At 59.1% G+C, this 12,034-nt stretch carries 11 protein-coding genes; 5 read left to right on the forward strand and 6 right to left on the reverse strand.

Going from position 1 to position 12,034, the window contains the following annotated elements; translation table 11 throughout:
• Nucleotides 1-28 precede the first annotated feature (28 nt).
• Both BFV97_RS09740 and BFV97_RS09745 read left to right on the forward strand, forming a co-directional pair.
• Nucleotides 29-1,162 (forward strand): TAXI family TRAP transporter solute-binding subunit, encoded by a 1,134-nt coding sequence (locus tag BFV97_RS09740; RefSeq protein ID WP_069300163.1) that lies wholly within the window; start codon nt 29-31, stop codon nt 1,160-1,162.
• Between the two features lie 70 nt (nt 1,163-1,232).
• On the forward strand, nt 1,233-3,167 hold the full coding sequence (locus tag BFV97_RS09745) for a TRAP transporter permease (protein WP_069300164.1): 1,935 nt from the start codon (nt 1,233-1,235) through the stop codon (nt 3,165-3,167).
• 125 nt (nt 3,168-3,292) lie between these two features.
• On the opposite strand, the gene BFV97_RS09750 is transcribed toward BFV97_RS09745, so the two are convergent.
• Complete coding sequence (locus tag BFV97_RS09750) at nt 3,293-5,557, reverse strand: adenosylcobalamin-dependent ribonucleoside-diphosphate reductase (RefSeq protein WP_069300165.1); 2,265 nt, start codon at nt 5,555-5,557, stop codon at nt 3,293-3,295.
• 158 nt (nt 5,558-5,715) lie between these two features.
• Between BFV97_RS09750 and BFV97_RS09755 the strand changes: the two genes are divergently transcribed.
• Both BFV97_RS09755 and BFV97_RS18755 read left to right on the forward strand, forming a co-directional pair.
• Nucleotides 5,716-6,153, forward strand: coding sequence for a DUF1489 family protein (locus BFV97_RS09755; RefSeq protein ID WP_069300166.1), 438 nt, complete (start codon nt 5,716-5,718; stop codon nt 6,151-6,153).
• Nucleotides 6,154-6,234: 81 nt separating this feature from the next.
• Nucleotides 6,235-6,390, forward strand: coding sequence for a hypothetical protein (locus BFV97_RS18755; protein ID WP_157888306.1), 156 nt, complete (start codon nt 6,235-6,237; stop codon nt 6,388-6,390).
• Nucleotides 6,391-6,426: 36 nt separating this feature from the next.
• Here the strand turns inward: BFV97_RS18755 and hisG are convergent, their stop codons facing one another.
• From hisG to hisS, 3 genes are read right to left on the reverse strand one after another with little or no spacing between them, the layout of a single operon-like run.
• A complete protein-coding gene (gene hisG / locus BFV97_RS09760) occupies nt 6,427-7,134 on the reverse strand; it encodes an ATP phosphoribosyltransferase (RefSeq protein ID WP_069300167.1) in 708 nt (235 codons plus the stop codon).
• Complete coding sequence (locus tag BFV97_RS09765) at nt 7,131-8,237, reverse strand: ATP phosphoribosyltransferase regulatory subunit (RefSeq protein ID WP_069300168.1); 1,107 nt, start codon at nt 8,235-8,237, stop codon at nt 7,131-7,133. Before BFV97_RS09765 ends, hisG begins: the two co-directional genes overlap by 4 nt.
• Nucleotides 8,237-9,730 (reverse strand): histidine--tRNA ligase, encoded by a 1,494-nt coding sequence (hisS, locus tag BFV97_RS09770; protein ID WP_069300169.1) that lies wholly within the window; start codon nt 9,728-9,730, stop codon nt 8,237-8,239. The genes BFV97_RS09765 and hisS overlap by 1 nt, the downstream gene beginning before the upstream one ends.
• Before the next feature lie 171 nt (nt 9,731-9,901).
• Here hisS and BFV97_RS09775 point away from each other — a divergent pair, with 171 nt between their 5' ends.
• Nucleotides 9,902-10,111, forward strand: coding sequence for a SlyX family protein (locus tag BFV97_RS09775; RefSeq protein WP_069300292.1), 210 nt, complete (start codon nt 9,902-9,904; stop codon nt 10,109-10,111).
• Between the two features lie 10 nt (nt 10,112-10,121).
• On the opposite strand, the gene BFV97_RS09780 is transcribed toward BFV97_RS09775, so the two are convergent.
• Both BFV97_RS09780 and BFV97_RS09785 read right to left on the reverse strand, forming a co-directional pair.
• The gene (locus tag BFV97_RS09780; RefSeq protein WP_069300170.1) at nt 10,122-11,339 is read right to left on the reverse strand and encodes a bifunctional alpha/beta hydrolase/OsmC family protein; all 1,218 of its coding nucleotides are present in this window, start codon (nt 11,337-11,339) and stop codon (nt 10,122-10,124) included.
• Between the two features lie 137 nt (nt 11,340-11,476).
• On the reverse strand, nt 11,477-11,935 hold the full coding sequence (locus BFV97_RS09785; RefSeq protein ID WP_069300171.1) for an Lrp/AsnC family transcriptional regulator: 459 nt from the start codon (nt 11,933-11,935) through the stop codon (nt 11,477-11,479).
• Nucleotides 11,936-12,034: the final 99 nt, after the last annotated feature.

Here is a 12,034-nt window from a genome sequence, read left to right on the forward strand (position 1 = left end):
ATTCACCAAACCCAAGGGAGAGAGTATTATGAAACCGATTGTAAAAACCCTGTTCGGGGCTGCGGCTCTGGCATTGGCAGGCGCGTTGCCCGCCGCCGCGCAAGGACCGGAACTGCCGCGCTCGTTGCTGTGGTCCACCTATGATGTTGGCTCTAGCGGCTATGCCGAAGCCTCCGCCATCGCGGATGCTTTTGGCAAGGAATTTGGCACCAGAGTGCGGATCATGCCATCAGGTACGTCTATCGGCCGCCTGCTGCCGCTGAAAACCGGCCGCGTCCAATACGGCTGGCTCGCCAATGAGGTCTTTTTTGCAACCGAAGCGATTTACGACTTTGAGGTGCGGGAATGGGGACCACAGGATCTTCGGATCGTGGCCGGACGTCCTTCCACATTCGGGATGGCCACATCAAAGGACAGCGGCATTCAAAGCATCGCTGACATTCGCGGCAAACGGGTGCCCCGCATCAAGGCGAACCCCTCCATCAACATCAAGGTTGAGGCCATGCTGGCATTCGGCGGCCTGTCCTGGGACGATGTGGAGGTTGTCGAAGTCGCCTCTTATGGCGCGGCGCTGCGGGCTTTGGTAGACGGTCAGGCCGATGTGGCAGGCACCACCCCCACCGCCTCTGCGCTTTATGAACTGGAAGGCACATCACGCGGGCTTGCATGGGTGCCGCTGCCCAAGGACAACGCCGAGGGCTGGGAAGCCGTGACCAATGTTGCAAGCTTCTTTGCCCCCACAACAGCCACCGCGGGTGCAGGCATCACGGGCGACAGTCCCGCAGAAATCTTTGCGGTGCGCTACCCGATGGTGACGGTCTATGCAGAAGCCGACGAAGACGAGGTTTACAACTTCATCAAGGCGCTCGACGGCACCTTTGGTCTTTACAAGGATGCAACAGCGGCCATGCCCAACTGGGACATCGCAAAAGCCGGCACCACGCCGCAAGACGCGCCCTTTCACCCCGGCGCCATCCGCTACCTGAAGGAAATCGGCGTCTGGACCGACAAGGACCAAAGCTGGCATGAGACCCGTCTTGCACGGATGGAAAAAGTTCAGGCCGCTTGGGAGGCTGCCACGGATGCGGCCCATGATCAGGGCGTTTCCGCCAAAGACTGGCCTGCATTCTGGGCCGAACACCGCAGTAAGGCGCTGAACTGATCAGCGCGGTTTTGCTCTCCCGTGTGCATCTGCCTGCGGGGGAGCCTTTGAGTCATGAAGGTGATCTGTAATGAGCGAGACCCCGACCAAGACGGCCCTCCCGCCGCGCCCGCATCCGCCACAGCGCCTGAAGGGTGCGGCGCGGATCGCTGTCAGTGTGCTCGGGGTCATCGGCCTTACCGGCATCGTGCTGCAAACCTTCAACCTGCCGGTTCTGGGAATATTCCCACTGCTCTCCAACCGCTACTACTATAGTATCGTTGCGCTTTTCCTCGCCGCGTCCTTTCTGTTGATACCGGCGCGGACCCAAGACGGCGATCCCGCCGTCAGCCCGCTTGATTGGGGACTGGCGGCACTGGCGCTCGGCTCGGGCGGCTATCTGGCCTATCACGCCGAGTCGATCATCACCCAAGGCTGGGATGTGGTGGCCCCCCTTACGGCTGCGATAATCTCGACCGTGATGGTGGTGCTGGCGCTGGAATCCCTGCGCCGGTCCAGCGGCTCTTTGTTGCTGGCGATCTGTGCCTTCTTCGCTGCCTACCCGCTGTTTGCCGATTACATGCCGGGCTTTCTCTGGGGACCGTCGCTCAGCCTTCAGGAAACCGCAGCAGCCCATGTTATGGGCATGGAGAGCCTGATCGGTATTCCCTTGCGTGTGGTTGCCGATACACTTGTGGGCTTCATCATCTTCGGGGCGGTTCTGAACACTGTCGGAGGTGCGCGGTTTTTCATGGAACTGTCAACGGCGCTTATGGGGCGGCGGCGTGGCGGATCGGCCAAGGTCGCCATCCTGTCCAGTGCGCTTTTCGGGTCGCTGTCGGGTTCGGTCATCTCCAACGTGCTGTCCACAGGCCGCATGACGATCTCTGCGATGAAGAAATCCGGCTATCCGCCCCGATACGCCGGAGCGGTCGAGGCCTGTGCCTCCACCGGCGGGACCTTGATGCCGCCGGTGATGGGGGCTGTGGCCTTTATCATGGCCTCGTTTCTCGACATGCCCTACACCACAATCATCGTAGCCGCGATTGTGCCTTCGGCGCTCTATTATTTTGCGCTTTTGCTGCAGGTTGACCTGTTTGCAGCCCGCAACGGGCTGGCCGCGACACAGGATCAAGACATCCCTCTCGTCAGCGCCGTCGTGCGCGAAGGCTGGCATCATCTTATTTCGCTGGCCGCACTGGTGGTCCTGTTGTTCGTGATCAGCCCCGCCCGCGCAGCCTATTACGCGACCGCGCTGATGTTGGTGTTCTCTCTGCTGCGATACCGCCGCCTTCCGGATCTTTCGGCAGCGCGGGGACTGGTTGAAGGCGTGACCAAAGACATCTCCTATCTGATCGCAACCCTTTGCGGTGTCGGGCTTGTGGTTGGTTCTCTTGCGATCACCGGCGTTGGCGGTGCTTTCTCGCGCGAGCTGGTGCAATATGGCGGGCAAAGCACCCTGTTGCTGCTTGTTCTGGGGGCGATCACCAGCTTTGTGCTGGGCATGGGGATGACGGTATCGGCCTGTTATATTTTTCTGGCCACCGTCCTTGCGCCCGCTTTGGTAAAGTTGGGTCTGTCCCCCATCGGTTCGCATTTGTTCGTGCTTTATTGGGGCATGCTGTCCTATATCACGCCACCCGTTGCGCTGGCCTCTATTGCCGCGTCGCAGATTGCCGGAGCAAAGGGCATGGCGACCGGATTTACCTCGATGCGGCTTGGCGCTGCACTGTTTATCCTGCCGTTCGTCTTTGTCTATGAACCCGCGCTCCTGTTGCAAAGCAGCGATGTCCTTGCCACCGTTCTGGCCATCGGCAGCGCAATCTCGGCGCTGGTCGCACTGTCCTGCGCACTAGAGGGGTATTTCTACAAGGTCGGCGTAATCACCTACCTTGAACGCGGGATCATCGGATGCGGTGCGGTTGGACTGATGGTACCGGACCGCATGGCCGAGGCCGCAGGACTGGCAATGGTCGCAACCGGCGTCGCGCTAGCCCTGACCCGAGGCAAACGCGCACCAGCCTGACCGCCCCCGAAAACGCAAAAATCGGGCGTTTCCGCCCGATTGACTTATTTTGCTTGTAAAATGGCCATTTTAACCCGGCCGATGGCTGTTTATTAGTAGTCAGAACAATACCCACAGCCGCTCGTTCAGCCGCATTTAGAGTGGCCGCAGTCCAGACAGGTCATGCAGCCTTCGACCATTTGCAGGCCCATGCCGCCGCAGCTTGGGCAGCTTTTGCCGCGGGCGGGGCTGTTCATCTGGATGATCTCGGCGTGAGGGTCGGTTTTCAGGTGCTGGCCTTCCCCGTTTATAAAGCCGATGCGGATCATGTGTTCCTCGATCACACTGCCGATCGCGGCCAGCATGGAGGGGATGTATTTCCCCCGCACCCAGGCACCACCGCGCGGATCGAACACGGCTTTCAGTTCCTCGACCACAAAGGAGACATCGCCACCGCGCCGGAAGACAGCGGAGATCATCCGTGTCAGCGCCAGTGTCCATGCGTAATGCTCCATGTTTTTGGAGTTGATGAACACTTCAAACGGACGGCGCTGCTCGTTCTGGATGATGTCGTTGATGGTGATGTAGATGGCATGTTCGGATTCGGGCCATTTCATCTTGTAGGTGTGACCGTCCAGCGCCTCGGGCCGGTCGAGCGGCTCTGCGATGTAGACAACATCTGCGCCTGTGTCGATTTCCGGCGCGGTCTCTGTCTCTTCGGACACGCTTAGGACCGAGCCGGTTACATCATTGGGGCGGTAGGTTGTGCAGCCCTTACAGCCCTGATCCCAAGCGGCCATATAGACCTCTTTAAAATCCTCAAATGAAATATCTTCGGGGCAGTTGATGGTTTTGGAAATCGAACTGTCGATCCATTTCTGCGCTGCCGCCTGCATACGGACGTGATCCAGCGGGGCGAGCGTCTGGGCGTTCACAAAATAATCCGGCAGTTCCTTGTCCCCGAATTTCTGACGCCACAGGTCCACCGCGTAATCCACCACTTCTTCTTCGGAACGCGACCCGTCGTTTTGCAACACTTTGCGGGTGTAGGAATAGGCAAACACCGGTTCGATACCGCTGGAAACATTGCCCGCATAAAGGCTGATGGTTCCGGTCGGGGCAACACTGGTCAGCAGTGCGTTGCGGATGCCGTGCTCGGCCACCAGTGCGCGGGTTTCTTCGTCCATCGACAGCATGGAATCGTTGTCCAGAAACGCCTTGGCGTCATAGAGCGGAAAGGCCCCCTTCTCTTCGGCCAGACGGGCAGAGGCGCGATAGGCGGCACGGGCAATGCGCCCCATCCAGTCTTCGGTCAGCGCGGCCCCCTCTTCAGAGCCATAACGCGCGCCAACCATCAGCAGGGCATCGGCAAGTCCGGTCACGCCCAGACCGATCCGGCGCTTGGCATGGGCCTCAACCCGTTGTTCTTCCAACGGGAACTGGCTGGCATCCACCACGTTGTCCATCATCCGCACGGCGGTCGCTACCAGTTCATCCAGCGCCTTTTCGTTCAGCGCGGCGTTGCCCTCAAAGGCGTTCTCGATCATTGTCGCCAGATTGATCGAGCCAAGCAGACAGGCACCATAAGGCGGCAGAGGCTGTTCGCCGCAAGGGTTGGTGGCGGCAATGGATTCGCAATAGTTGAGGTTGTTCTTCTGGTTGATCCGGTCGATGAAAATCACACCCGGTTCGGCATAATCATAGGTGGACTGCATGATCCGGTTCCACAAATCCCGCGCCTGCACGGTTTTGTAGACCTTGTCACCCCATGTCAGTTCCCATGGGCCGTCCTCTTTCACCGCTTCCATAAAGGGGTCAGTGACCAGCACAGAAAGGTTGAACATGCGCAGGCGGGCGCTGTCCTGTTTGGCGGTGATGAAGTCTTCTACATCGGGATGGTCACACCGCATGGTTGCCATCATTGCGCCGCGGCGCGAACCCGCAGACATGATGGTGCGGCACATGGCGTCCCAGACATCCATGAAAGACAACGGGCCGGACGCATCCGCCGCCACGCCTTTCACTTCGGCCCCTTTGGGTCGGATCGGAGAGAAATCATAGCCGATCCCCCCGCCCTGCTGCATGGTCAGCGCGGCCTCTTTCAGCATATCGAAAATACCGGCCATACTGTCGGGAATCGTGCCCATCACGAAGCAGTTGAACAGCGTCACAGAGCGCTGGGTTCCCGCACCGGCGAGAATCCGGCCTGCTGGCAGGAATTTGAAGCCCTCAAGCGCATCATAAAACCGCTCTTCCCAGACGTCCGGCGTATCTTCAACCTTGGCCAGCGCACGGGCCACACGGCGCCAGCTATCCTCTACAGTTTCGTCGATCGGTTTTCCCGATGCGTCTTTGAAACGGTATTTCATATCCCAGATTTGCTCGGCAATCGGAGCTGAAAAAGAGGTCATATCAGTAAGCCTTGTGTTCGGTCGCGTGGTTGTTTGGCGGAGCCCCGTTCCTAGATGTTGTGTCACGAGGCGTCAAACGATTCTGGGCAGTTAATACGCTTTCACCTGCAAAGGAATCGCTTTAATCTGACGTTAACCATACTATATCTAGCGATACCATGTCAAAAAAACACATCAACTTGATCAAGCTTTGCGTCGGCATCGACAGCTACGAGGATCTGGAAACAGCAATCGCGCTGCGGGCGAAATCCGGCGGCGGCACCTATCTGCCCAGCCACATCACCCGCATGTGGCCCAAACAGGAGGAGGCGCTGCTTAATGGCGGATCGCTCTATTGGGTGATCAAGGGCTTTGTGCAGGCCCGTCAGAATATCGTGCGTCTGGACGAGGTTACGGGCGCGGACGGTGTGCGCCGCTGTGCCATTCTGATGGAGCCGAAACTGATCCGCACCTCTAGCGCCCTGCGCCGCCCGTTTCAGGGCTGGCGGTATCTCAAGCCAGAGGACGCCCCCGCCGACCTGCCGGATTCGCGCAAATCCGACGATGAACTGCCCAAGGAACTGGCGCTGGCACTGGCGGATATTGGCCTGCGTTAGTGCCGGTACTGCGACCCTGTCAGGTTTCCATCGAAAAACCTTAAAAAATCTGCTATGTTTACCGGATTAGGAGGTTTGAATATGAAAACAATTCTACTTTCCACCCTGTTGACGCTGGCACCGGCACTGGCCTTTGCAGCCGGCTGCAACAGTTCTCACGACACCGCAGCATCCTGCCCGACAGGGCAAAGCTGGGACGCTAAAACCGGCAGTTGTGTCGATCAGGCGTCCAGTTAAGCATCCCGCGCCGTAACGCGGAAAACTTGAAGACCCTTAGAAGGGCGTTTCGGCCCAGCCACAGCCTTTGGCAAAACCGCCCCATGCAGACAGCGCATCGGCGTCCCATTCGGCTGTTTTGCTGGCATACATCGTGGCCTGTGATTGCAGGATCAGACCGTCTGACAGGATGCGCAGACCGTTGGCCCGCAGCGTGTCGCCCGTTGACGTGATGTCGGCAATCGCTTCGGCGGTCAGGTTCTTGACCGTGCCTTCGGTTGCGCCCTGACTGTCTACCAATTGGTAATCTGCCACGCCTTCGCCGCTTAGATAATTGCGCACCAAGCCGTGATATTTGGTGGCAATGCGCAGGCGAAAGCCGTGATCGGCGCGAAACTGCGCCGCCGCTGCATCCAGATCGTCCACCGTGGTCACATCGACCCAACAATCGGGTACAGCGATCACCAGATCCGCATGTCCAAAGCCAAGCGGTTCCACCTCGGCCACAATGTCGGACCAACGGGGCATTTTTTCACGGACGAGATCGGTGCCCGTCACCCCCAGATGGATACGCCCTGCGGCCAGTTCCTTGGGGATTTCCCCCGCCGAGAGCAACACCAGTTCGACATTATCCACCCCCAGCACCTGACCGGCATATTCGCGGTCCGATCCGGTGCGCTGAACAGTGATGCCATGCTGGGCAAACCAGTCGATGGTCTTGTCCTGCAACCGCCCCTTGGACGGAATCCCGAGCTTCAGGTTCATACTGCACCCTCCTGCACGGCCACCAGCGTTTCGGGGCGGATCACCCCACCGACAGCAGCGATAGAGCGTCCCTGCCCCAACACGCGGGTCAGCGCATCATAGCGCCCGCCGCTGGCCACCACCGGCAGGTCGGGGCGGTCGGGTGCGGTAAAGCCGAAAACGAAACCGTCGTAATATTCCATAGATGTGCGCCCGAAAGAGACCTCAAACGGCAGGTTGTCCACATCCACACGGCGGGCGGCCATTGCCTTGAGACGATCCTCCATCGCATCCGCAGGCGCCTGAAGTGCCGGAAAGCTGGCGGCCATGTCCCGCAACTGGTCTAAGGCGGCGGTCGAGGTGTCCTTCAGCGCCAGCACCTGTTCCAGCATCTGAACCTCTTCGGCAGAGACCGGACCGGCTGCACTGTCCTGTTGTAACAGAGCAATCCGCGCCAGAACCTCTTGTTCAGAGCGTAATCCCTGCGGTGTTCCGGCCTGTTCCAGCACTTTTTCCGCTCCAAGTTCCGCAACCTGCGCCAGCAGCGCGCTGCGGGTTTCGGGTGGCGGCGTCATCCCGCCATAGCGTTCCAGCAATCGCACAAAGCGCACCGGACGCCAGACATGACGGCGCAGCGCGGCGCGGCGGCGGTCGGTGGTTTTCAATCCGTCCACCGCGGCCAGCAAAACCCCCATATCCCCCGTTGTCACCTTCAGGGGATACCCTGCGAGCATTCCGGAAAACATTGCAAAGACTTCGGCATCGGCACCGGCAGGATCGGTGCGGTCAAAAAGCTCGTATCCGACTTGGGTATATTCCGCAGGACGACCGCCGGACTGTTTGCGCCAGACATTGCCGTTATAGGTATATCGCGCCGGTTCCGCGCCCTCGGCCATATGGCGCTGCACGATGGGCACAGTAAAATCGGGCCGCAACATCTGTTCACCCTGCAAGGGATCATGGGTCACATAGGCCCGTGCGCGAATATCCTCGCCGTAAAGATCCAACAGTACATCCGCAGGCAGCAGACTGTCGGTTTCTACCGGCAAGGCCCCCGCCGAAACAAACCCCGCCGAGAGCCTGTCGGCCACTTCCTTGATGCGGGCGCGTCTGTCGTTCTTCATCACTCCGCCGCCCGTGCGATCATGGCTTTGACTTCGGCCACCAGATCAGTGCGCGCGATTTCCTTTTGCGCAGGCTGGGCTTTCCATTCTTCCGAGGTCTCGATTTCCGCCGCCAGCCGCGCCCCAAGGGCCAGATCCTTGATCTGCACCACGCCGCGATCCTTCTCGTCGCCGCCCTCGATAATCGCCACAGGGCTTTGGCGTTTGTCGGCGTATTTCAACTGGTTGCCGAAATTCTTGGGATTGCCGAGATAAACTTCGGCGCGGATGCCCGCGTTGCGCAGTTCTGACACCATCGCCTGATAATCCGACATGCGGTCGCGGTCCATCACGGTCACAACCACCGGCCCTTTGGCTGTGCTGTTGATCCGGCCCTTTTCGCGCAGTGCGGCCAGCAGACGGTCCACACCGATAGAAACGCCGGTCGCAGGCACTTCCTGTCCGGTGAAACGTTTGACCAGATCGTCATAACGCCCGCCCCCCGCAACAGAGCCGAACTGCCGCTTGCGCCCCTTTTCGTCGAGGATTTCAAAGGTCAGTTCAGCCTCGTAGACGGGGCCGGTATAATAGCCAAGGCCGCGCACCACTGAGGGGTCAATGTCTATCCGGTCAGGACCATAGCCCTGCGCGTCCAGCAGGCTGGCAATTTCTTCAAGTTCGGCAACACCTTTTGCACCGATCTCCGAGCCTTGAACCAGTTCGGACAGCCGGGCGCAGGTTTCAGCGCCTGTATCGCGCTTGGCGCTCATGAAGCCCATGACCACATCGGCCTGTTCGTCCGACAGGCCCGCCCCTTTGGTGAAGTCGCCCGAAGCATCCTTGCGCCCCTCACCCAGCAAGGCCCGCACGCCATCCAGTCCCAGACGGTCCAGCTTGTCGATGGCCCGCAGCACGATGCCCCGCTCGGTTTCCTTGTCGTCGCCGGACAGACCGGCAACTTCCAGCACACCGTTCAAAACCTTTCGGTTGTTCACACGGATGATGTAATCGCCGCGCGGGATGCCGACAGCCTCCAGCGTGTCAGACAGCATCGCGCAGATTTCCGCATCTGCTGCCATGCTCGCCGTGCCAACGGTATCCGCATCGCATTGATAAAACTGGCGATAGCGCCCCGGCCCCGGCTTTTCGTTGCGCCAGACCGGACCCATCGCAAAGCGGCGGTAAGGGGACGGCAGATCATTGCGGTGCTGGGCATAGACACGGGCCAGTGGAGCAGTCAGGTCATAGCGCAAGGCCATCCACGAGTCGTCTTCGTCCTGCCACGCAAAAACACCTTCATTGGGGCGGTCCACATCGGGGAGAAACTTGCCCAGCGCCTCTACCGTTTCAACGGCAGATGATTCCAGCGGATCGAACCCGTAACGATGGTAAACAGCCGTGATTTCACGCAGCATCTCGCTGCGTTCATCCACTTCAGCCCCGAAATAGTCGCGAAACCCTTTGGGCGGCAAAGCCTTGGGGCGTTGAATTTTCTTTTTCTTGTCTTTGGCCATCGGATTGATCCTAATTTCGGCTCACCCGATAAAGGAAAATCCATGCAGGGACAAGCAACCGGCAGGGTTTATGCGCTGCTTTGTGGGAAATTCCCCTACGGCCGGTCCTGTCACGGTGGCAATCACGCCTTTTCCAATTGTTTGCCAGCGGGTTTGGCGGTAGGGAAAAACATGACCGATGAACAGACCATAACCCAGCTGCAAGAGCGGCTTGCCCATACCATCAAGACGGCAGAGGACCTGTCGGATGTGGTGGCGGATCAGGCCAAGCGGATTGCCCTGCTGGAACGACAGGTGGCAGCATTGTTGGAACTCGCCCGTGACCAGTCACAGGGTGACGGGTCTGTGACCTTCTCGGACCAGCCCCCGCCCCATTACTAGCCAGCACGGTTCATGCCAGATCGGTGGTCACGCTGATCTCGCTTTCCAACGTTCGATGGACGGGACATTTATTGGCGATCTCCAACAGTTTCTGACGCTGATCTGCGTCCAGATTTCCCGTCAGGGTGATCTGGCGGTTGAACTGGTCCACCTTGCCTTCGGTGGTGGCACAGGAGGCACAGGCGCTGGCGTGGATTTTGTCGTGAGTCACAGCAACGCTGACATCTTTCAACGGCCAGCCTTTGCGCCGCGCATACATGCGGATGGTCATGGACGTACAGGCCGCCAGCCCCGCAGACAGCAGGTTATAAGGCGACATGCCCAGATTGCTGCCGCCATAGGCTTCGGGTTCATCCGCAAGGATATGGTGGTTCGGTCCCGCCGTTATGTCCTGCAAAAACCCTTCGGGATCGGCCTCATCGCTGCGCACCACCCCTTCGGGGGCCCCGATCGGGGCGGCAGGTTTGCTGAGCTTCAGATACCGGCCCGCCCATGAAGCGATCACCTCTGCCGCATATTCCGCATCCGCGCCGTCACTGATCAGATGGTCCGCATTGTCGAGCGTGACAAAGCTTTTGGGGTGTTTTGCGGCCCCGAAAATCTGCGAGGCATTTTCAATCCCGACCGTCTGGTCCAGAGGCGCATGCAGCACCAGAAGGGCGCGTTTCAGATTACCGATGGCGTCCTTTAGGTTCACCGCTGACACATCCTGAACAAACCCGCTGCGAATGGTAAAGGGCCGCCCGCCTAGGGTGACTTCCGCTGCGCCGTTCTTTTCGATTTCCGCCAGAGAAGTGCCGAAGTTATGCAGCACATGGGCCGGATCATAAGGCGCGCCAAGGGTCACAACCGCCTTCACACTGTCAAGCTGCCCCGCCGCCCGCAAAACCGCCGCCCCGCCAAGGGAATGCCCGACAAGCAATCCGGGCGCCCGCAAATGTTTTGCAAGCGCCTTGGCCGCGAGAACCAGATCCTGCACGTTTGATGTGAAATCCGTGTTGGAAAACTCCCCCTTTGAATGACCCAATCCGGTAAAATCGAACCGCAGCACTGCGATCCCCGCCGCGGCGAGCCGCTGGGACAACCGCCGCGCCGCCGGAATATCCTTGGAGCAGGTGAAACAATGGGCAAACACTGCGGTCGCCAGCACCCGCCCCACCGGAAGATCCAGCCGCGCGGCCAGTTCTTCGCCGGAATGCCCCTCAAAGGTAAACTTCTCACTCTTCATCACACGCTCTCCTTGCATCGAGCTATGAAACCATCCGGTCGCCGGAGACACAAGCACAAGCCCGCGCCGGTCGCGTGGATGTGACATGGATTTGACATGGATTTGACGCGGCGCCAGAAATGCGCAGGCAGCAGCGGTTACAGCGGCAGTTCTGTCGTGTGTTTGATCTCTTTCAACACGAAATTCGACACAACCGTTTTCACCAGATCGCTGCGCAAAAGATTATGACTCATAAAGGCTTCATAGGCTTCTACATCCGCCACCCGCACCTTGATGAAATAATCCGCCGATCCGGAAATCGCATGACATTCGAGGATTTCAGGGTGACTGCGCACCATTGCAATAAACCCGTCCACCGCCTCTTGTGTATGAGAGCGCATCCGGATTTGGGCCAGAACGCACAGCCCCAACCCTGCCGTCTTGGGATTAAGCAATGTCACCCGCCGGTCAATCAGGCCGAGGCTCTCGAACTCCTGTATCTTACGCCAGACCGTGCTTTGGGCCATGCCGACCGTCTGGGCAATCTGCGCCAGAGGCAGACTCGCATCTGACTGTATTTGCCGCAATATCGCCTTTTCCTGCTCAGAAAATTCCACAAGCAAGCCTCTCTACGGAAATTCTATCCAAAACTGTAACAATCCGGCCCCAGTGAGGCAAGTTTTTCCATCGCAACCGGCGTATACTGGTGCCAAACA

It is taken from the genome of Neptunicoccus sediminis, assembly GCF_001719615.1.
GTDB classification, from domain to species: Bacteria; Pseudomonadota; Alphaproteobacteria; order Rhodobacterales; family Rhodobacteraceae; genus Amylibacter; species Amylibacter sediminis.